Origin of the sequence: Pseudomonas sp. TH21 (genome assembly GCF_016651025.1) — a bacterium.
Taxonomy (GTDB): domain Bacteria; phylum Pseudomonadota; class Gammaproteobacteria; order Pseudomonadales; family Pseudomonadaceae; genus Aquipseudomonas; species Aquipseudomonas aylmerensis.
The window spans coordinates 1,749,848-1,769,886 of the sequence record NZ_JAEKEQ010000001.1; the positions used below are offsets into that span (position 1 = coordinate 1,749,848).

23 protein-coding genes are annotated in these 20,039 nt (G+C 61.1%); 13 read left to right on the top strand and 10 right to left on the bottom strand.

Annotated features, from left to right (window positions below; all coding sequences use genetic code 11):
* Window positions 1-24 precede the first annotated feature (24 nt).
* Complete coding sequence (locus JFU04_RS07840; RefSeq protein ID WP_106804747.1) at window positions 25-459, bottom strand: PilZ domain-containing protein; 435 nt, start codon at window positions 457-459, stop codon at window positions 25-27.
* Between JFU04_RS07840 and JFU04_RS07845 the strand changes: the two genes are divergently transcribed.
* The 5 genes from JFU04_RS07845 (at window position 458) to cysB (ending at window position 4,365) form a co-directional block, all read left to right on the top strand.
* Window positions 458-844 (top strand): thioredoxin, encoded by a 387-nt coding sequence (locus JFU04_RS07845; RefSeq protein ID WP_065901722.1) that lies wholly within the window; start codon window positions 458-460, stop codon window positions 842-844. The genes JFU04_RS07840 and JFU04_RS07845 overlap by 2 nt on opposite strands.
* On the top strand, window positions 841-1,794 hold the full coding sequence (locus JFU04_RS07850) for a putative 2-dehydropantoate 2-reductase (protein ID WP_201143801.1): 954 nt from the start codon (window positions 841-843) through the stop codon (window positions 1,792-1,794). Before JFU04_RS07845 ends, JFU04_RS07850 begins: the two co-directional genes overlap by 4 nt.
* Window positions 1,795-1,809: 15 nt before the next feature.
* On the top strand, window positions 1,810-2,715 hold the full coding sequence (locus JFU04_RS07855; RefSeq protein ID WP_201143802.1) for a 5'-nucleotidase: 906 nt from the start codon (window positions 1,810-1,812) through the stop codon (window positions 2,713-2,715).
* Window positions 2,716-2,785: 70 nt separating this feature from the next.
* Window positions 2,786-3,286 (top strand): universal stress protein, encoded by a 501-nt coding sequence (locus JFU04_RS07860; protein WP_065901717.1) that lies wholly within the window; start codon window positions 2,786-2,788, stop codon window positions 3,284-3,286.
* Between the two features lie 104 nt (window positions 3,287-3,390).
* On the top strand, window positions 3,391-4,365 hold the full coding sequence (gene cysB / locus JFU04_RS07865; protein WP_003189876.1) for an HTH-type transcriptional regulator CysB: 975 nt from the start codon (window positions 3,391-3,393) through the stop codon (window positions 4,363-4,365).
* Window positions 4,366-4,437: 72 nt separating this feature from the next.
* Here cysB and JFU04_RS07870 read toward each other — a convergent pair whose 3' ends face one another.
* Window positions 4,438-4,920 carry a GreA/GreB family elongation factor gene (locus JFU04_RS07870; protein WP_065901715.1) on the bottom strand — a complete coding sequence of 161 codons (483 nt, stop codon included), beginning with the start codon at window positions 4,918-4,920 and terminating at the stop codon, window positions 4,438-4,440.
* Between the two features lie 12 nt (window positions 4,921-4,932).
* Window positions 4,933-5,301: a hypothetical protein gene (locus tag JFU04_RS07875; RefSeq protein WP_065901713.1), complete on the bottom strand. Its 369-nt coding sequence runs from the start codon at window positions 5,299-5,301 to the stop codon at window positions 4,933-4,935.
* Between the two features lie 132 nt (window positions 5,302-5,433).
* Between JFU04_RS07875 and earP the strand changes: the two genes are divergently transcribed.
* Window positions 5,434-6,567, top strand: a complete 1,134-nt coding sequence (earP, locus tag JFU04_RS07880; RefSeq protein WP_201143803.1) for an elongation factor P maturation arginine rhamnosyltransferase EarP — start codon at window positions 5,434-5,436, stop codon at window positions 6,565-6,567.
* A 49-nt stretch (window positions 6,568-6,616) separates the two neighbouring features.
* Window positions 6,617-7,189, top strand: coding sequence for an elongation factor P (locus JFU04_RS07885; RefSeq protein ID WP_003172723.1), 573 nt, complete (start codon window positions 6,617-6,619; stop codon window positions 7,187-7,189).
* Window positions 7,190-7,249: 60 nt separating this feature from the next.
* Here the strand turns inward: JFU04_RS07885 and JFU04_RS07890 are convergent, their stop codons facing one another.
* The 3 genes from JFU04_RS07890 to JFU04_RS07900 all read right to left on the bottom strand — a co-directional run bounded on the left by JFU04_RS07890 (window position 7,250) and on the right by JFU04_RS07900 (window position 9,328).
* Entirely contained in the window at window positions 7,250-7,669 is a 420-nt protein-coding gene (locus JFU04_RS07890) for an organic hydroperoxide resistance protein (protein WP_201143804.1), read from the bottom strand.
* A gap of 175 nt (window positions 7,670-7,844) precedes the next feature.
* Window positions 7,845-8,297, bottom strand: coding sequence for a MarR family winged helix-turn-helix transcriptional regulator (locus JFU04_RS07895; RefSeq protein ID WP_065901707.1), 453 nt, complete (start codon window positions 8,295-8,297; stop codon window positions 7,845-7,847).
* A gap of 80 nt (window positions 8,298-8,377) precedes the next feature.
* Window positions 8,378-9,328, bottom strand: coding sequence for a LysR family transcriptional regulator (locus JFU04_RS07900; protein ID WP_120447962.1), 951 nt, complete (start codon window positions 9,326-9,328; stop codon window positions 8,378-8,380).
* 108 nt (window positions 9,329-9,436) lie between these two features.
* On the opposite strand from JFU04_RS07900, the gene JFU04_RS07905 reads away from it, so the two are divergent.
* On the top strand, window positions 9,437-10,186 hold the full coding sequence (locus tag JFU04_RS07905; RefSeq protein WP_201143805.1) for a TSUP family transporter: 750 nt from the start codon (window positions 9,437-9,439) through the stop codon (window positions 10,184-10,186).
* On the opposite strand, the gene JFU04_RS07910 is transcribed toward JFU04_RS07905, so the two are convergent.
* Window positions 10,176-11,057, bottom strand: coding sequence for a LysR family transcriptional regulator (locus JFU04_RS07910; RefSeq protein ID WP_120447963.1), 882 nt, complete (start codon window positions 11,055-11,057; stop codon window positions 10,176-10,178). The genes JFU04_RS07905 and JFU04_RS07910 overlap by 11 nt on opposite strands.
* A gap of 70 nt (window positions 11,058-11,127) precedes the next feature.
* On the opposite strand from JFU04_RS07910, the gene JFU04_RS07915 reads away from it, so the two are divergent.
* The gene (locus tag JFU04_RS07915) at window positions 11,128-11,334 is read left to right on the top strand and encodes a DUF1127 domain-containing protein (RefSeq protein WP_242485884.1); all 207 of its coding nucleotides are present in this window, start codon (window positions 11,128-11,130) and stop codon (window positions 11,332-11,334) included.
* 45 nt (window positions 11,335-11,379) lie between these two features.
* A complete protein-coding gene (locus JFU04_RS07920; RefSeq protein ID WP_201143807.1) occupies window positions 11,380-12,609 on the top strand; it encodes a winged helix-turn-helix domain-containing protein in 1,230 nt (409 codons plus the stop codon).
* A gap of 69 nt (window positions 12,610-12,678) precedes the next feature.
* Here JFU04_RS07920 and JFU04_RS07925 read toward each other — a convergent pair whose 3' ends face one another.
* Window positions 12,679-14,025 carry a class II 3-deoxy-7-phosphoheptulonate synthase gene (locus tag JFU04_RS07925; RefSeq protein WP_106804736.1) on the bottom strand — a complete coding sequence of 449 codons (1,347 nt, stop codon included), beginning with the start codon at window positions 14,023-14,025 and terminating at the stop codon, window positions 12,679-12,681.
* 124 nt (window positions 14,026-14,149) lie between these two features.
* On the opposite strand from JFU04_RS07925, the gene JFU04_RS07930 reads away from it, so the two are divergent.
* On the top strand, window positions 14,150-14,905 hold the full coding sequence (locus JFU04_RS07930; RefSeq protein ID WP_201143808.1) for a spermidine synthase: 756 nt from the start codon (window positions 14,150-14,152) through the stop codon (window positions 14,903-14,905).
* Between the two features lie 99 nt (window positions 14,906-15,004).
* On the opposite strand, the gene JFU04_RS07935 is transcribed toward JFU04_RS07930, so the two are convergent.
* Window positions 15,005-15,796 carry a crotonase/enoyl-CoA hydratase family protein gene (locus tag JFU04_RS07935; protein ID WP_065901693.1) on the bottom strand — a complete coding sequence of 264 codons (792 nt, stop codon included), beginning with the start codon at window positions 15,794-15,796 and terminating at the stop codon, window positions 15,005-15,007.
* Window positions 15,797-16,218: 422 nt separating this feature from the next.
* Here JFU04_RS07935 and JFU04_RS07940 point away from each other — a divergent pair, with 422 nt between their 5' ends.
* Together JFU04_RS07940 and JFU04_RS07945 are read left to right on the top strand one after the other, a co-directional pair.
* A complete protein-coding gene (locus tag JFU04_RS07940; protein ID WP_065901692.1) occupies window positions 16,219-17,892 on the top strand; it encodes a DEAD/DEAH box helicase in 1,674 nt (557 codons plus the stop codon).
* Between the two features lie 429 nt (window positions 17,893-18,321).
* On the top strand, window positions 18,322-19,212 hold the full coding sequence (locus tag JFU04_RS07945; RefSeq protein WP_242485885.1) for a hypothetical protein: 891 nt from the start codon (window positions 18,322-18,324) through the stop codon (window positions 19,210-19,212).
* Window positions 19,213-19,222: 10 nt separating this feature from the next.
* Here the strand turns inward: JFU04_RS07945 and JFU04_RS07950 are convergent, their stop codons facing one another.
* Window positions 19,223-19,990 (bottom strand): DODA-type extradiol aromatic ring-opening family dioxygenase, encoded by a 768-nt coding sequence (locus JFU04_RS07950; RefSeq protein ID WP_106804735.1) that lies wholly within the window; start codon window positions 19,988-19,990, stop codon window positions 19,223-19,225.
* Window positions 19,991-20,039: the final 49 nt, after the last annotated feature.

A 20,039-nucleotide genomic window follows, 5' to 3' on the forward strand; every position in this document is an offset into this window, starting at 1 on the left:
CCGCGACAATGGGCAAAGCCCGCTTTAATCCCGTGCAGGCCGCACAAATGCTTCATGGGAGAACTCGCTGGCATGGCGCGCCACCCACTCGCGGGCCAGGGCTTCGAGTTGTGCAGGTGTCGGTTCGGCATCTTCGTGCTGGCGGCAGTAGCGTTCCATCCGGCATGCTTGTTCGCCCATGCGCGCGCCGAACAACGCATGCTCATCGGTAAACGAGATGCCGATGCGATAGCCGTTTTCGACCTTGCGGCACCAGGCTACATACCCCGGATACCGGGCGTTGGCGCCCAGGGACGGGATGTGCAGGTCAACGGCTGTGCCCTGGCGCCAGGCGCGTGGCCAATGGCAGGCGATGCCGCCCAGGCCGACCGTGTGCAGGCGCTGGCGGGGGAGGGCAGGAGAGGGACGTTGGATTAACTCGACAGCGACATCATCAGGGTGAGGTAAAAAACGACCCATGTACACGGACTCCGAGCACCGTCCAGTTGACGGCGGTGGCAGCAGTATAGTGAAGGAACTGGAATTGACCGACCTGGATATTGACCAGCAATTGCTGGGATTGCCAGGTATTTCGCTGGTGGTGTTCACCAGCGTCGGGTGTTCCAGTTGCCGTTGGGCGCGCCAGCAGCTACCGGGCTGGTCCCTGCCGATTGACCGCGTGTGCTGGGTGGATGCCGGCCACAACGGCGGCGCGGTCGAACGCTACCAGATCTTTCATTTGCCCGCGTTGTTCGTGGTGTGCGAGGGTCAATTCCTCGGGCAGTTACAGACACGTCTTACACTCACTGACCTTACCGACGCGATCAATCAAGCGCTTACCCGTACTCCAGAGGATCTGCCATGACAGCACAGTCGCCCCGCATTGGCATTATCGGCACCGGCGCCATCGGTGGTTTCTACGGCCTGATGCTGGCGCGCGCCGGTTTCGATGTGCACTTCCTGTTGCGCAGCGAATACGCCGCGGTCAGTGAGCATGGTTTGCACCTGAACAGCAGCGTGCATGGTCACTTGCACCTGCATCCGGTGCAGGCCTACGCACGGGCCGCCGACATGCCGCCGTGCGACTGGCTGCTGGTGGGCACCAAGTCCACGGGTAACGTTGAGCTGGCCCCGACTATCGCCCAGGTCGCGGCGCCGGATGCCAAGGTGGTGTTGCTGCAAAACGGCCTGGATGTGGAAGACAGCCTGCGTGAACACTTGCCGGCGTCGCTGCATCTGCTGGGTGGGCTCTGCTACATCGGCGTACACCGCTCCGCGCCTGGCGTGGTCGAGCATCAGGCGCTGGGGCGGGTCAACCTGGGGTATCACAGTGGCACCGCGGCCAACGACGACGCCCGTCGGCAGGCGATTGTCGAAGCCGGCGCCGCGTTGTTCCACCAGGCCGGCATCGACTCCCAGGCCATGGCCAATGTGCATCAGGCGCGCTGGCACAAGTTGGTGTGGAACGTGCCCTATAACGGCCTGTCCGTCCTGCTGGGGACCGGCACCACGGCGATGATGGCGGACGAATCCAGCCGCGAGTTGATCCAGGCATTGATGGCCGAAGTGGTGCAGGGCGCCCATGCTTGCGGGCATGAAATCCCCGCCAGTTACGCCGAGCAGATGTTCGCCATGACTGAAACCATGGACGACTACCTGCCGAGCATGTTTCACGACCACGTGCATAAACGCCCGCTGGAACTGGCGGCGATCTATGCGCGGCCACTCGCCGCGGCCAAAGCCGCTGGTTGCGAATTGCCACGGATGCAGGCGCTGTATCAGGCCTTGAGTTTTATTGATCGGCATAATCGCTGAGTGAGGAAACACACCATGGCCAAGGGTTTGGGTGACAAGTTGGTGCTGGCGATTTCCTCGCGGGCACTCTTCGACTTGAGTGAAAGCCACAAGGTCTATCTGGCCGAGGGGGTCGAGACCTACCGCCAGTACCAGATCGAACACGAGGAAGAAATCCTCGAGCCGGGCGATGCCTTCCCGCTGGTCAAGAAGCTGCTGAGCCTGAATGCCAGCCTTGGTCGCGCCCGGGTCGAGGTGGTGCTGGTGTCGCGCAACAGTGCCGACACCGGCTTGCGTGTGTTCAATTCCATCCAGCATTACGGCCTGGATATTTCCCGCGCCGCTTTCGTCGGAGGGCGTAGTCCTTATCCTTATTTGGCAGCGTTCGGTTGCCATCTGTTTCTTTCCACCCATGCTGAGGATGTGCGCAGTGCCCTCGATGCGGGGTTTGCGGCAGCGACGATTTTGTCCGGCGGTCCACGCCGTGCCTCCAGTGAGGAATTGCGGATTGCCTTTGACGGCGACGCGGTGTTGTTCTCCGATGAGTCGGAGCGCGTGTACCAGTCCGGCGGGTTGGAAGCGTTCCAGGCCAGCGAGCGCGAGTCGGCGCGCCAGCCGTTGCATGGCGGTCCGTTCAAGGGGTTCCTGGCCGCGCTGAACCTGTTGCAGCGCGAGTTTGCGGACGAGGACTGCCCGATTCGCACGGCGTTGGTCACTGCGCGTTCGGCGCCGTCCCATGAGCGGGTGATCCGTACCTTGCGCGAGTGGGATATTCGCCTGGACGAGTCGCTGTTCCTGGGTGGGCTGGAGAAATCCGCGTTCCTGGAAGCGTTCGCCGCCGATGTTTTTTTCGATGACCAGGCCGGTCATTGCGAGAAAGCCAGGGAGGTGGTGGCCACCGGGCATGTGCCTCATGGCATCAGTAATGAAGTGAAGAGCTAAGTCAATCCAAGTCGTCCGGGCGCTGCTAAGCTGATTCAATCTCCGCCGTCCTGGCAGTCCAGGAGGTTCTATGATTCGCTCGATGCTCTTTGCCACGGACCTTGGTCTGTACGCGCCTTATGTGATGCAGCATGCGTTGGCGCTGGCGCGGACGTTCAAGGCAGATCTGTACGTGATCCACGTGGTCGAGCCGATCGGGTTGTTCGCCGAATCGGTGTTGCAGAGCTACCTTGATGAGAAGGCCCTGAGTGAATGGCAGAGCCAGGGGCTGACCACGGTGATGGCGACGATCGAGCAGCGGGTGCTGGACAGTTTTCGCGAGGAGTTGGGGGAAGGGGAGCAGGACCTGAAGGTGATTCGCTCGGTACGGGTGATCCAGGGGGATCCGTGCGAGGTCATACTCGATCAATTGCGCAAACTCTCCGTAGACCTGCTGATCGTCGGCAGCCACAGCCACGCGACTTCCGCTGCCACTCCGCTGGGGCGTACCGCAGCTCGGGTGTTGCAGCTGTCTACCGTGCCGGTTTACCTGGTGCCTTCGTTACAACGTCGACGCAGTGATGACGTGTGATGGGTAAATAACGATAAAAAGTTCTAGATTTATCCGTCAAACCTTTAATATAGTTATATACCGTCGCTGATACCCGTGGCGTCTATTTGCTTTGAGGGACACATATGAAGCTTCAACAACTGCGCTACATCTGGGAAGTGGCGCACCACGACCTCAACGTTTCCGCTACCGCTCAAAGCCTCTACACCTCGCAACCCGGTATCAGCAAGCAGATCCGCCTGCTCGAAGACGAGCTGGGCGTCGAAGTGTTCGCGCGCAGCGGCAAGCACCTGACCCGTGTCACCCCGGCGGGTGAGCGCATCATCACCACCGCCGGCGAGATCCTGCGCAAAGTCGAAAGCATCAAGCAGATCGCCCAGGAATTCTCCAACGAGAAGAAGGGCACCCTGTCCATCGCTACCACCCACACCCAGGCGCGTTATGCCTTGCCGCCGGTGATCCGCGATTTCATCAAGCAATACCCTGACGTCGCGTTGCACATGCACCAGGGCTCGCCGATGCAGATCGCCGAAATGGCAGCTGACGGCACCGTCGATTTCGCCATTGCCACCGAAGCCCTGGAGCTGTTCGGTGACCTGGTGATGATGCCGTGCTACCGCTGGAACCGTTGCGTGGTCGTGCCTCAAGGTCACCCGTTGGCCAAGCTGCCGAAGCTGACCCTGGAAGCCCTGGCCGAATACCCGATCGTGACCTACGTGTTTGGTTTCACCGGCCGTTCCAAGCTCGACGAGGCTTTCAGCCATCGCGGCCTCACGCCGAAAGTGGTGTTCACCGCCGCCGACGCCGACGTGATCAAGACTTACGTGCGCCTGGGCCTGGGCGTGGGCATCGTGGCCAAGATGGCCGTCGATACCAACCTCGACAAAGACCTGGTGGTGCTCGATGCCAGCGAGTTGTTCGAGTCCAGCGTGACCAAGATCGGCTTCCGTCGCGGCACGTTCCTGCGCGGCTTCATGTGCGACTTCATCGAGAAATTCGCGCCGCACCTGACCCGTGAAGTCATGGCCAAGGCGATCCAGTGCCACAACAAGCAGGAACTGGAAGAACTGTTCGACGGCGTCGAGTTGCCGGTTCACTGACATTGCAGGGGCTGGCTTGCCGTGGTGAGGGAGCGTGCTCCTTCGCCACTATCAGCTCGCTCCTGCAGGCGTTTATTTGGCCTCGGTCACCGTAAAGTGCTGCCGGGCGCCCGCCACCAGAATCTCCACCTCATCCCCTTCGAATTTGTGCAGCAGGCTCTTGCCCAGCGGCGAGCGCGGGGTGATGACGGTCACCGGTTGCCCGACCACATCCACTTTCAAACCCGCCGCGTCCGGCGCCAGGAACAGCCACTGCTGACGACCGTGCTCGTCTTCCAGCCCGAGTAGCGCGCCGATTTCTATACCGCGCTGATCATCATAAGCACGCAACGGCATGCTCTGGCACAGCGCCAGCGCCTGCTTGATTTCCTCGACCCGTTTGGCTTGGCCCGCCGCGAGGTAGGACGCCTCGAGGCCCAGGGTGTCGTATTTGTTTTCGGCGATGTTTTCTTCGTGGGTCGCGGTTTCGTAGGCGGTCTGCGCGGCGCGTTGGGCAATGTCGAGATCGACGCTGAGCTTCTCCAGCACAAGCTGGTGGACGGCGTGTTTATTCATGGCTGTGCTTGATCATTCGCAAAATTGCAGGACATTTGCCCGGCTCTTTTCATTGGGCGCGTTCTGGTCCTGTTGCAGCCAGAACTGGCACTTGGGGTTGGACAGGTTGCGCGCGTTGGTGCGGGCCTGATCCAGGCTCTGCTGTTGCTCCTGCTTCTGCAGGTTCTGTTGATACTGCTCGAACATTCGGTTCGGCGGCTCCGGCACAGCCACCGCCGGTTTACCCAGTTGCTGGACAGCTTGGGCCACGGGCGCCAGGGTTTGCGGGAAGAGGTAGCGCGATGCCAGCCAACTGGTCAGCACAATGGCGATAAACCCCAGCCACACCCCCATGGCGATGGCGAACGTAAGCTTGGGCAGCGACAACGATTGATCCGACATGATGGCCTCCTGGCAGGCAATTGCGGCGTGGCGGCGATTGTCGCACAGCCGCTGTGCAGAATAATCGCGATCAAGCCTTCTGCATCAGGGCATTTATGCGGACAATCGGGCCTTTGATCGTAGGAGCCCGGAATGAAAGCCCGCTGGGATATTTTTTGCAGCGTCGTCGACAATTACGGCGACATCGGCGTGACCTGGCGCCTGGCCCGGCAATTGGTGGTGGAGCACGCCTGTTCCGTGCGTTTGTGGGTCGACGACCTGCGGGCCTTCGAGCGCATGTGCCCGGAAATCGATGTGCACCTGGACGAGCAATGGCAAGAGGGCGTGGAAGTGCGCTTTTGGCCGACCGAATGGCGGGACACAGCCTCCGCCGATGTAGTCATCGCCGCGTTCGCCTGCCAGTTGCCGCCCGAGTACATGGAAGCCATGGCGGCAGGCGCGCGTGCGCCCTTGTGGATGAACCTCGACTACCTCAGCGCCGAAGAGTGGGTGGTGGGTTGTCATCGCCTGCCGTCAGTGAAGTTCAAGGGGGTGCAGAAGTACTTCTTTTTCCCGGGTTTCCGACCGGGCACCGGCGGGCTGCTGCGCGAGGCTGGATTGCTGGAGCAGCGCCAGGCGTTTCAGCAGGACGCAGCCGCACAGCGCCAGTTCCTGCAGGCCCTGGGCGTATTTGCGACAGAGGGAGCACGCCTGATTTCATTGTTCGCCTACGAAAATGCCGGGCTGGGCCGTTGGCTGGATGTGTTGTCGAGCGACGTGCGGCCCACGCACCTGTTGGTCCCGGAAGGGCGCATCCTCGGTGATGTGCAGCGCTGGCTTGGCGTGGAGGGCCTGGTGGCGGGGGACGTGCATCAGCGCGACGCCTTGACCGTGCAGGTGCTGCCGTTCGTGCGCCAGGAGCAATATGACCGCCTGCTCTGGTGCTGCGACTTCAATGCGGTGCGCGGCGAAGACTCGTTCGTGCGTGCCCAGTGGGCCGGGCGTCCGCTGTTGTGGCACATCTATCGGCAGGACGAAGACATCCACCTCGACAAGCTCGATGCCTTCCTCGCGCTGTACACCGCGGCTTTATCACCGGCTGCCAGCGCTGCATTGATCGCACTCTGGCAAGCCTGGAACACTGATGGCGATATGGCACAAGCGTGGAAAATGCTGCTGGAGCACTGGCCGGAGGTGAACCAGCATGCGCAGACGTGGTGTCTGGAACAAGGCTTGCAGGCCGATCTTGCGACGGCGCTGGTACAGTTTTATGAAAGTTGGATATGATACGCGACCTTGATTTTTGTAAATCCCATCCAAATTTCGGATATACGCAATGAAAACTGGTAAAGAACTGAAACCCGGTACAGTGATCCGTCTCGAAAACGACCCTTGGCTGGTTCAGAAAGCTGAGTTCACCAAGTCTGGTCGTAACAGCGCAATCATGAAGACCAAGCTGAAGAACCTGCTGACCGGTTACAAGACCGAGATCGTCTACAGCGCCGATGACAAACTGGACGACGTGATCCTCGACCGCAAAGAAGCGACCCTGTCCTTCATCAGCGGCGACACCTACACGTTCATGGACACCACCGACTACACCATGTACGAGCTGAACGCTGAAGATATCGAAGCCGTTCTGCCGTTCATCGAAGAAGGCATGGAAGACGTCTGCGAAGCTATTTTCTTCGAAGAGCGCCTGGTTTCCGTAGAGCTGCCGACCACTATCGTGCGTAAGGTTGCCTACACCGAAGGTTCCGCTCGCGGCGACACTTCGGGCAAGGTAATGAAGCCAGCCAAGCTGAGCAACGGTACCGAACTGCAAGTAGCCGATTTCATCGAAATCGACGACCTGATCGAGATCGACACCCGCGAAGGTGGTTCGTACAAAGGCCGCGCCAAGAAGTAATTCTGGCTCGCCAACAAAAAACCCGACTTAGCGTCGGGTTTTTTTATGCGCGGCTGTTTATCAGATGGCAACGTGCAGGCGTACTTCGACATTGCCACGGGTGGCGTTGGAGTACGGGCACACCTGGTGGGCGGCATCGACCAGGCTTTGCGCCTCGTCCTGGGCCAGGCCCGGCAGGCTGATATGCAGGTCGATATCCAGGCCGAAACCACCGGGGATCTGGCCGATGCCGACGTGGGCAGTGATCGAGGCGTCATCCGGGATTTTGCGTTTAGTCTGGCTGGCGACGAATTTCAGTGCGCCGATGAAGCAGGCCGAATAGCCGGCGGCGAACAGTTGCTCAGGGTTGGTGGCCTGGCCACCGGCACCGCCCAATTCCTTGGGGGTGGAGAGTTTGACGTCGAGGATGTTGTCGCTGGAAACGGCGCGACCATCACGGCCGCCGGTGGCGGTGGCTACTGCGGTATAGAGCGTTTGCATGGTGTCGTCCTCTTGGTTTTTTAGCGCTAAATGTTTGCGCGCTAAGTAGTTGGTGAGGCGAATGTATAGCGCTAATGTTTAGCGCGCAAGATAAATTTTAAAAATTTTCCCCTCGATGCACAAACGGTAGGAGCCGGCTTGCCGGCAAGCCGGCTCCTACAAGGGGGAAGGGGGGTTAGACGCTGGCTTGCAAATGACTGCGCAAGGCAATCAGGTCAGCCTGCAGCTTGAGCAACTGTTCCAGCTCCAGTCCGCTGGCGCCAAGGATGCACTGCGGAATGCCCATGGCCTTGTCCTGCAGGGCACGGCCGGCGGCGGTCAACTCGACGACGACGACCCGTTCATCTTCGCGGCTACGGGTCCGGCTGAGCAGGCCTTCAGCCTCCAGGCGCTTGAGCAGGGGCGTGAGCGAGCCTGGATCAGTCAGCAGGCGGCTGCTGATTTCGCCGACGGTCAAGCCATCTTCTTCCCACAGCACCATCATGGCCAGGTACTGCGGGTAGGTCAGGCCGAGGGCTTGCAGCAGGGGTTTGTAGACCTTGGTCATCAGCAGCGAGGTCGAGTGCAGGGCGAAGCACAGCTGGTTATCCAGCATCAGGGACTCGCAGGGATCAGGGTTTTTGCTCATGGCGGTGCCTCAAAAAAGCGTATCTGGCCTGGAATCTAGCGGGCAAATCTTTAATGCGCCAGATAATTCTGTCCGGGTGGTCAGACAAGCCCGCTCTGCAGCGCCAGATCCCAGGGCGGCACCGGGCTGAAGCGCGATTTCAGGTATTCCAGCAACAACCGGCTGCGGGCATTCGCCTGCTGTTCCAGGCGCAAGGCGTAAATCCCGGTGGTTTCCGGGCTGGGCAGGCCATCCTCGCAAAACAGTGGCAACAGTTCTCCGCGTACCAGGTATTCACTGGCCAGCCAGGTGGGCAAGTGGGCGATCCCCAGCCCGGCGAGGGCGCCGGACAGCAGCGCTTCGGCGTTGTTGGCGCTCATGCGGATGCGCTGCGGACGGTAGGTGGCGCGGCGCCCATCCAGCTCGAAGCGCCATGCGAACATGGGGGCCAGGCCGTCCCAATCCAGGCCATCATGCTCGCTCAGTTCGCGCGGATGAGTGGGGGTGCCACGGCTTTTCAGGTAGGCCGGACTGGCACAGGCGATGCGCACGATGCTGGCCAGCGGCGTGGCGATCAGGCGGGTATCGACGATATGCCCGGCGCGCAATACCAGGTCGACCTTGCCCAAGTGGGCACCCTGCATGTCGACAAAGCTGTCGATCAAATGCAGGTGCACATCCAGCCCCGGATACACGTTGAGGAAATCCGCAATCACCGGCGCCAGGTGCCGTCGGCCAAATGCTGCGGGCGCATCCACGCGAATCAGGCCTTCTGGCGCATGGCTCAGGGACACCGCCTCGGCGCGCGCCAGTTGCAACTCGCTGACAATCCGCCGCGCCCGCTCGGCAAACGCCAGGCCGGCGGGCGTCGGCACCACGGCGTGGGTGCTGCGCTGGAACAGGCGACTGCCCACCGAGTTTTCCAGGCTGTCGATGCGCCGAGCCACCGCCGAGGGTGTCAGCGGATGACGGCGGGCGGCGGCGGAGAAGCTGCCGGTTTCCAGGACATCCAGAAACAGGCCGAGCTGATCGGTAAGAGTGTTGGGGTTCATAGGCGTACGCTTATGCGAAATTGGCACAGCCATTGTGCGTTGCTGTGCGTTTCCGTGCCAGAGGCGACTGCGTAGCATGCAAGGCCTGGCATGGGGGAGTAGCGAACGGTGGTGGATTTAGCGATGTACCTGATATTGGGCGCGGCCCTCGGCACGGTGGGCGGCCTGTTCGGGATTGGGGGTGGCTTGATCGCCATCCCCGTCCTTGGCGTGTTGTTCGGCCTCGATCAGCAACTTGCCCAGGGCACGGCGCTGGTGATGGTGGTGCCCAACGTGATGCTGGCGCTGTGGCGTTATCACCAGCGCAACCGCATCGAATTGAGGCATGCGCTGCCCTTGGGCGTGATGGGCTTCAGCTTCGCCTGGCTCGGCTCGATCTGGGCGGTGGGGCTGGACGCAGGCGCCATGCGCATCGGCTTTATCGCATTCCTGCTGACGCTGTCGGCCTACAACCTGCTGCGTATGTTCACACGCAACGCGCCGCCCACCGCGCAAATGCGTTATTCCTGGCCGTGGCTTGGCGTCTTGGGCGCAGCTTCCGGCTCCATGGGCGGGCTATTTGGCGTCGGGGGCGCGGTGGTTGCTACCCCGGTGCTGACCAGCCTGTTCGGCACCACCCAAGTGGTCGCCCAAGGCCTGTCCCTCGCCCTGGCACTGCCCAGCACCAGCGTGACCCTGGTCACCTACGCCTGGCACCACGAAGTGGACTGGATGATCGGCGTGCCGCTGGCCGTTGGCGGAATGCTCAGTATCAGTTGGGGCGTGAAAGTGGCCCATGCGCTGCCGGAGCGTGTATTGCGCGGCCTGTTTTGCGGCTTCCTGGTGGTGTGCGCGGTGATGCTGACGTTTAAAGTTTGAAGCCTTCGATGATGTAGTCGGCCAGGCAATCGGTAATCGGCGAGGCCAGCAATGGGTTGCGCAGCAGGCGCAGATTCATCGAGGGCAATGGGGGGAAGCCGTCCTCGCTGCCGAGTATGCACAGGTCCGGGGTCACCAGGCTTTCCATGCTGACCATGGCCGCCAGGCCCGCGCTGACAACGGCCTGGATCGCCGCCCCGTTGGAACTGTGGTAGGCCAGGCGATAATTGCGCTCGGCCGAATCGAGTGCCGCCAGGGCCCATTGCGTGTAGAGGCAGTCGCCACCGGGAATCGCCAGTGGCAGGGCATCGTGCTCGTCCACGCAAAAGCACGGCGCCGCCGCCCACACCATGCGTTCAGTGCGCAACAGCTCACCGACATCATTGCCCGGCTCGCGGCTGATAACGGTCAGCGCCAGGTCCCGTCGCTGCATCAGCACGCTTGATCCCTCGCAGTGCATCTCGATCTGGATCAGCGGGTAGGCCTTGGAAAACTGTTTGAGAATGCCCGGCAGGAAGCGCATCACGTAGTCATCCGGCGTGCCGATGCGCACCAAGCCGACCATGTGGGGCTCGCGCAAGGTATTGAACACCTCGCTGTGCAGCTTGAGGATGCGTCGCGCGTAGCCCAACAGCACCTGACCCTCGGGCGTCAGCCGCACCTGACGCCCGTCGCGCTCGAACAGCTTGCGTTGCAGCACGTCTTCTTCCAGGCGTTTCATCTGCATGCTCACCGCTGATTGGGTGCGGTTGACCAATTCGCCGGCGCGGGTAAAACCGCCCTGGTCGGCGATGGCGACGAAGGTACGCAGCACTTCGGTGTCGATGCTCGGGTAGCCGGACAATTGATCAATCTCTGAGATGTATTGCATAAGAAACATTCGTTGGATTGATCATAAGGCCAAGCACACACTCGCGTCATCCCCACTGGAGGGCGAGAAGATGAAAGGTCAAAGAGGCTTTGTGTTGCTGGCGAAACGTCCGTTTTCCGGGCTATTCCATAAGGTTGTGCGGTGGCAGACGCTGCATGCGGAGCGCCAGACACTGGCAGCCTTGAGTGATGATGCGCTCAAGGATATAGGGCTTAACCGCGGCGACGTCGAGCAGGATCGCCACCTGCATTTCTGGCAAGACCCGCTGCGAAAATGATGCGGGATGCAGTAGGGTAGTCGGCGCGCCCATATGGAGATTCGCATGCCCGCCGACCTGTCTTTTTCACTCAAGCAAGCTCGACGCCTGGCGCTGGCCGCCCAAGGTTTTTCCGGGCGCCAGGCGCCTGCACTGATCAAGGCCGCTCACATCAACCGCCTGGTCGAACGCCTGGGTGTGTTGCAGATCGATTCGGTGAATGCCGTGGTGCGTTCTCACTACCTGCCACTGTTTTCCCGCTTGGGCACTTACTCCCCGTTGATCCTCGAACAGGCGGCCTGGAGCCAGGGGCGCCGGCGTTCGCTGTTCGAATATTGGGGGCATGAGGCCTCGCTGCTGCCGATGGCGTTGTACCCGTTGATGCGCTGGCGCATGCAGCGGGCGCAGCAAGGGCAGGGCATTTATTCGCAAATGGCGCGCTTTGGCCGTGAGCAGCAGGCGGTCATTCAACGCGTCCTGAAGACCGTGGAGCAACAGGGTGCGCTGGGCGCGGGGAGTCTGTCGACTCGCGAGGAGCGCGCCGGCCCGTGGTGGGATTGGAGCGAGGAAAAACACGCGCTGGAATGGCTGTTTGCTGCGGGGCTGGTCACCGTGGCCGGTCGACGTGGGTTCGAGCGGCTCTACGATTTGCCGGAACGGGTGATCCCTGGCGAGATCCTGCTGACAACGGTGGGCGAAGCCGAGGCCCAGCGCGGCTTGTTGTTGCACAGCGCGACTGCACTTGGCGTCGCTACCGAAAAAGACCTGCGCGATTACTTCCGCCTCGACCCTGCCGACAGTCGCAATCGCCTGGCCGAACTGGTGGAGGACGGGCGGTTGCAGGTGTGCCAGGTGCAAGGTTGGAAGCAACCGGCGTACTGTCTGCCCGAGCCGAAAGTGCCACGCAAGGTGCCGGCCAGCGCATTGCTGTCGCCGTTTGATTCGCTGGTCTGGGAGCGCGCGCGTACCGAGCGCCTGTTCGATTTTCGCTATCGGCTGGAGATCTATACCCCGCAAGACAAGCGGGTCTATGGCTACTACGTGCTGCCGTTCCTGCACAACGAACGCATCGCCGCGCGCATCGACTTGCGCGCCGAACGTGCCAACGGGCGGCTGGCTGTGCATGCGGTGCACGAAGAAGAACCGGGGCTGGATGAAGAGGGGATGCTGGCGCTGGCCGCGAACCTTCGACAGATGGCCGACTGGCTGGGGCTGGAACAGATCCAGCTCAATTGCCAGCGGCCAAGTGCCGACAGGTTGCGGGCGGCGATGATCAGTCGGGACAGGCTTGTTTAGAGCCTCATCGCGGGCACTTGTGGGCGCCGGGCTTGCGCGCGATGGCGTCAGCCCCGGCGATTCAACCTCTCAACGCTTGACCTGTTTGAGCGTCTCCGCAATCAGGAACGCCAGTTCCAGCGACTGATCGGCATTCATCCGGGGGTCGCAGTGGGTGTGGTAACGATCCGACAAGCCATCCTCGGTGATCGGTCGCGCACCACCAATGCACTCGGTGACGTTCTGCCCGGTCATCTCGATATGAATCCCGCCGGCATAGCTGCCCTCGGCCTGGTGCACCTGGAAGAACTCCTTCACTTCGCCGAGGATCTGCGCGAAGTCGCGGGTCTTGTAGCCGCTGCTGGCCTTGATGGTGTTGCCGTGCATCGGGTCCGAGCTCCACAGCACCTGCTTGCCCTCGCGCTGCACGGCGCGAATCAGCTTGGGCAGATGTTCGCCGACCTTGCCTGCGCCCATACGCGCGATCAGGTTCAGGCGGCCGGGGTCGTTGTCCGGGTTGAGGATGTCGATCAAGCGGATCAGGTCGTCGGGGTTCATGCTCGGGCCGACCTTGACCCCGATCGGGTTGTTCACCCCACGCAGGAACTCGACGTGGGCGCCGTCAAGTTGGCGGGTGCGGTCGCCGATCCAGAGCATGTGCGCCGAGCAGTCGTAGTAGTCGTTGGTCAGGCTGTCCCGGCGCACGAAGGCTTGCTCGTAGTTGAGCAGCAGCGCTTCGTGGGCGGTGAAGAAGCTGGTTTCGCGCAGTTGCGGTGAGCTGTCCATGCCGCAGGCGCGCATGAACGCCAGGGTTTCGTCGATGCGGTCGGCCAGTTGGCTGTATTTTTCCGCCAGCGCGGAGTTGGCGATGAAGTCCAGGTTCCACTTGTGAACCTGGTGCAGGTCGGCAAAGCCACCCTGGGCAAAGGCGCGCAGCAGATTGAGGGTCGCGGTGGACTGGTGATAGGACTGCAGCAGGCGCTCGGGGTCCGGCACCCGGCTTTTTTCGTCGAAGCCGATCCCGTTGACGATATCGCCGCGGTAGGCGGGCAGGGTGATGCCGTCGATGGTCTCGTCATTGGCCGAGCGTGGCTTGGCGAACTGACCGGCCATGCGTCCGACTTTGACCACCGGGCAGCCGGCGGCGAAGGTCATCACAATCGCCATCTGCAACAGCACCTTGAAGGTGTCGCGGATCTTCGCGGCGGAGAACTCGGCAAAGCTCTCGGCGCAGTCACCGCCTTGCAGCAGGAACGCCCGACCCTGGGTCACTTCGGCAAACTGACGGCGCAACTCACGGGCTTCCCCGGCAAATACCAGCGGCGGGTAGCTGGCCAGGTTCTGCTCCACTTGCAGCAAGTGCGCAGCGTCCGGGTACTGGGGTTGTTGCTGGATCGGCAGGGCGCGCCAGCTGTCGGGGCTCCAGGGTTGGCTCATCATGAACTCGATAGGGTGGTTGACGGTCGGGCGTCAATGTTATCAGCAATTAGTGCGTGACCTGTTGCCGCCGGTTGGCCGACAATCGCGCCTTTGCCGTGCGGTAAACCCTTTAGGAGTAGTGATGACCGAGGAGCGTGTCGAGCGCCTGCTGGCCGAAGTCCATGATGATTTCGGCATGATCCGTGTGCTCGAAGTGGCCGATTACCGCTTTCTCGAATTTGGCGACGCCATCGAGCAAAGCTGCGTGTTCACCGCCGACCCAAGCTGGCTGGAGTACGACTACACCCGCGCGATGCTGATCGGCGCGTTGTGCCATGAGCTGCCGGAGAGCGCGCTGTTCCTCGGCCTGGGTGCCGGTACGCTGACCCAGGCGTGCCTCAAGTTTTTGCCGCTGGAAGACGTCGAAGCCATCGAACTGCGCCCCGACGTGCCGCGCCTGGCCATCGAGTACCTGGGGCTGGACGACGATCCGCGCCTGTACATCCGCATCGGCGACGCCCTGCAATTGCTCGATACAGCCGAGTCGGCCGACCTGATTTTCGTCGACCTTTATACCGATGTCGGCCCAGGCGTCGGGCACCTGGCCTGGACCTTCCTGGAAAACTGCCAGAAAAAACTCAACCCCGACGGCTGGCTGGTGATCAACCAGTGGGCCACCGACGACGGCAAACCCCTGGGGGCGGCGTTGTTGCGCGGGTTGTACCACCGGCATTACTGGGAACTGCCGGTGAAGGAGGGCAATGTGATTCTGCTGGTGCCTTCGGAACTCGATCAGGCGCTGGACCTGGATGCGCTGTCGGCGCGTGCCGAGGCGCTGGCACCGCGATTGGGTTATTCGTTGCAGCCGTTGATCAAGGCGATTCGGCCGGCAACTTAGTCGCCAGTGCCGACGCTATCGCGGGCAAGCCCGGCTCCCACAGGCTGAAATGCGCACCCTCTGGGAGCGGGCTTGCCCGCGATAGCGCCATCAGCCGGTTCAGATACCCTTGAACACCCCGGGACGCTTCTCGATCATCGCCCGCACGCCTTCCTTGGCATCCTCGCTGTTGAGCAACTTATCCACCATCGGCGGCAAGGCGGCGGCCGCGACGGTTTCGCCTTCGATGCGCGCCAGGCGTGCCGACATCAAGGTCGCCTGCACCCCAAGCGGTGCCTGGCGGGCGATGCGGCTGGCGAGTTCGATGGCGCGCGGCAGCAGGTCTTCACTCGCCATCACCTCCTGCACCAGGCCCAGGCGCAGGGCATCATGGGCGTCGAACTCATCGCCGGTGAGCAACCAGCGCATGGCGTTGCCCCAGCCGGCGACCTGATGAAAGCGCAATGTCGCACCGCCAAAAGGAAAGATCCCACGTTGCACTTCCATCTGCGCGAAGCGGGTATTGCTCGCGCACAGGTTGATATCCGCCGCCAGCATCAATTCGATGCCGATGGTCAGGCAGTAACCCTGGGCCGCCACGATCACCGGTTTGCTCACCCTGGGGCCGGCGAACACGCCCCACGGATCGCAGCCGCCCAGCGGCGGTTGCCAGCCTCCCGCCATCACGCCGCTGACGTTGGCCAGGTCCAGCCCGGCGGTGAAGTGGTCGCCGTGGGCGAATACCACCGCCACGCGCGCGTCTGCATTTCGATCAAATTCGCCATACGCCAGGCTCAGCTCATTGAGCAGATCCAGGTCGAACGCGTTGCGCTTGGCGACTCGATCCAGGCCCAACAGCAGGACATGACCCTGGAGTTCACGGCTGACGCGGCTGCTGCTGGGTTGATTCATCGGGGGTGCCCTCGGGCGCAATGGAAGGTTTCGGACCAAAGGTGTTGATCGCCAGGTGAACCGTTTAAGCGTTACGACCAACGGGGCCGGGCCTTTGAAAAATAGACCCTCGCGGGCCGCCGCGCAAAGACTGTGACGCAGCGCGGTTTATCGGCACTTTGCGATAAAAAAAGCTCCCTTTTTCAGCTATTTCCGGTATAGTGCGCGCCGGCCTTTAACCGGGCCGCGTTTAGGTAGCGCAATTCCCCGAAGTCAGCTTCGGCTGCACGTCCGCACAGCGGACTCTCCCTTGACGAATCTTTTTCATTCATTCGTTTTCGCAAATCCCCGCCGACAAAGCAGCCAGGGCGACTCTTGAGTCTCAACACGGCATGCGCAGCTTTGGAGCATGGGTCTTTGCGGATGCACTTAGAGGCAGACCCATGACCCAGGAAACCGGCGGCTTCGCCGCTTTTAATCTTAACCCGAATATTCTTGCAGCCGTCGCAGCGACCGGCTACGAAGAGCCTTCGGCGATTCAGCAGCAATCGATCCCGATCATCATGGCCGGCCAGGACATGATTGGCCAGGCGCAAACCGGTACCGGTAAAACCGCCGCGTTCGCCCTGCCTATCCTGCACTGCATCGATCCTGCCAAGCGCGAACCGCAAGCCCTGATCCTCGCGCCAACTCGTGAGTTGGCGCTGCAAGTAGCAACCGCTTTTGAAACCTACGCCAAGCAAATGCCAGGCGTTACCGTTGTGGCTGTCTACGGCGGCGCGCCGATGGGCCCGCAACTGAAAGCTATCCGTAACGGCGCACAGATCGTCGTTGCCACCCCGGGCCGTCTGTGCGACCACTTGCGTCGTGACGAGAAAGTCCTGTCGACCGTGAACCACCTGGTTCTGGACGAAGCCGACGAAATGTTGAAGCTGGGCTTCATGGATGACCTGGAAGTCATCTTCAAGGCACTGCCACCGACCCGTCAGACCGTACTGTTCTCGGCCACCCTGCCACAGTCGATCCGCGCCATTGCCGAGCGCCATCTGCGCGATCCGCAACACGTGAAGATCCAGACCAAGACTCAGACCGTTACCGCGATCGAACAGGCTCACCTGTTGGTTCACGCTGACCAGAAGACCTCGGCTGTATTGAGCCTGCTGGAAGTCGAAGACTTCGACGCCCTGATCATGTTCGTGCGCACCAAGCAAGCGACCCTGGACCTGGCCAGTGCCCTGGAAGCCAAAGGCTACAAGGCCGCTGCGCTGAACGGTGACATCGCCCAGAACCAGCGTGAGCGCGTAATCGACTCCCTCAAGGATGGCCGCCTGGACATCGTTGTGGCAACCGACGTAGCCGCTCGTGGTCTCGACGTTCCACGTATCACCCACGTGTTCAACGTGGACATGCCGTACGATCCAGAGTCCTATGTTCACCGTATCGGCCGTACCGGCCGTGCTGGTCGCGAAGGCCGTGCACTGCTGCTGGTGACTCCACGTGAGCGCCGCATGCTGCAAGTGATCGAGCGTGTAACCGGTCAGAAAGTCGCCGAAGTCCGCCTGCCGGATGCCCAGGCCGTTCTCGATGCCCGCATCAAGAAACTGACCAACAGCCTGTCGCCGCTGGTGGCTGATGCTGAATCGACCCACGGCGACCTGCTGGACCGCCTGACCGCCGATATCGGTTGCACCCCGCGTGCCCTGGCTGCAGCGCTGCTGCGCAAGGCTACCAACGGTCAGGCCCTGACCCTGGCAGCGATCGAGAAAGAACGTCCACTGGTTCCGAACAGCGCGCCACGCGGTGATCGTCCAGAGCGTTCCGGCGACCGTCCAGAGCGTGGTGATCGTGAGCGTCGTGCTCCGGTTCCATTGGCTGAAGGTCGTGCCCGTTGCCGTACCGCGCTGGGCGCGCGTGATGGTATCGCGGCCAAGAACCTGCTGGGCGCTATCCTCAACGAGGGTGGCCTGGCACGTGAAGCTATCGGTCGCATCCAGGTCCGTGACAGCTTCTCCCTGGTGGAGCTGCCGGAAGACGGTCTGGAGAAACTGCTGGCCAAGCTGAAAGACACACGCGTTGCCGGTAAGCAGCTGAAGCTGCGTCGCTACCGCGAAGATTGATCCGCCCTTGGGCTGATTGATCGCACATAAAAAATCCCCGACTGGTTCGGGGATTTTTTTTGTCGTGCGCTTAGGTATGAAACGCGCCGCGCCAGTGCATGCGCGGGTCCAGAGCGCAAAACCATCGAACGAGATGGGCGCGGTGGCTCGCTATCAGCTGTAGCTGCCAAGCTGCAGAACTTATCGACTTTGGGAAAAGTCCGCGCGTCCAGGCGGCCTTTCTGACTGCTCGCCTCGCTGTACAGCATCTACCCTTGAATGATGTGACATCTATTGATTGCTCTTCAGAAAGAGTCCGTGGCTGCTATGAGTACTAATTATTCCCTGGGTTTTCCACACATAATACCTGCGTCTAATGTCTATTCTTCTACGTTACCGTCAGTCAATTCGATGGTTGAGCGAGGAGGCGGCCGGCGTGATGAAAGTAGCTTGCAACTGACGGAGCGCGATATTGCTTCGAAGGTCGAGGTAATGCGCTCAGGAAGAAGTCTTCCTGCAGGGCCTGTTTCGACTATGAAGATTATCGAAACTTCGAGGCTTGATAAAGTCAGCGATCCAAGGCTCGAAATCAAGAAAGAAGCTACCTCGCCCAACGGCCTGTATGGCGTGAGTTACTCACTTTCCGCGCCAGGACCTGGTTTTAGCAACATCACGTTTCCGATGAGTATCGACGAAGGTCTTCAAAGAAAAAGTGGCAAGGATGCGGGGATTTATTACGCGATGATGTTTGGTGTTAATTCCGCGGAAGGTAAAGCTCTGGGGCGCGGCTATATCGGAATGCAGCCACGCGAGGATGGCAAGGCTCTGATTGTATTTTCTGGATATGGCTCGCATTTCAAGGCGCCGCAAGGCCGCCCCGAGTTTGATGGGATGAAGGGCGCCAGTAATAGCACCCTGGTGGATTTCAAATTTGGGAATAAATATAACCTTACAGTGGAAGTGGATCCTGAAAACCCTCGAAAGTTGAAAGGGTTTATTCAGGATGTCACGGATCCTCATAGGCCCAGGCCCAAGCAACATGTCAAAGATATTTATGTCGATCAGGCGGTTGCGTTATCCGGTAGAGATACAGGGTTTGTCGAGCAGTACGGCGCAAGAATAAATCGAAGCTCGCAAATTGCTACGACTGGCGGCAGTTTTTTTGCGCCCTTTACTCGAGACGAAAAAGGCAGTGTCAAAGTGGGTGAAATCAATAGCATAGGGTTATATGGTAGGTATAAGAACTCGATGACAGGTAATCAACAAGTTACCAAAGAGGCTGGCCAAAGGAAGGAGTTGAAGTTCTCTTTTCACGGCGTTGGTTATGAGAAGAAAGGCTGACAAAACCGCGTCAGCCGAAGCGGTAGATGTCCATGCCCAGCGCCCCCAGGGTGAAACCCTGATGCGCCACGCTGAAAGCGCCACCGGCGCCGCGCGCAAAATACAGCGGCAGCAGATGCTCATCACTGGGATGGCTGCGCACGGCATTCGGTGCCTGGCGGCGATAGTCGTGCAAGGCGTTTTCATCGTTGGCTGCCAGCTTGTCGACGACCCAGTCGCGAAACTCAAGCGCCCATGGCGTGATGGTCTCGGGCCCGGCGCGCCAGTCAAGCTCACCGAGGTTATGGGTGATGCTGCCCGAGCCGATCAATAACACGCCTTGCTCGCGCAGACTGGCGAGGGCGTGCCCGACGCGGGTCTGCAGGGCAGGGCCCATGCGGCTGGGCAGGGACACCTGCACCACCGGGATATCTGCCGCCGGGTACATCAGCGACAACGGCACCCAGGTGCCGTGGTCAAAGGGCCGGCGCTCATCAATGCGTGCGTTCAGGCCGTCGGCATGCAGCAGTTCGACAATTTCTCCGGCCAATTGCGGGTTGCCCGGCGCCGGATACTGCACGGCAAACAGCTCGGGGGGAAAGCCGCCAAAGTCGTGCCAGGTTTCGGGTGCGGGGCTGCCGGTGACCAGCAGCTCCTGGCTTTCCCAGTGCGCCGACACCACTACAATCGCCCGCGGTCGTGGCAGTTCGGCAGCCAGACGCTGGAGGGCTGGGCCGCTGGCACCGGGTTGCAGGGCGAGCATGGGCGAACCATGGGAAATAAACAGGCTGGGCAGCATGGGGAGGGTCCTGAGCGTTAACATGGGCCCATCTTCAATCAGATCATTG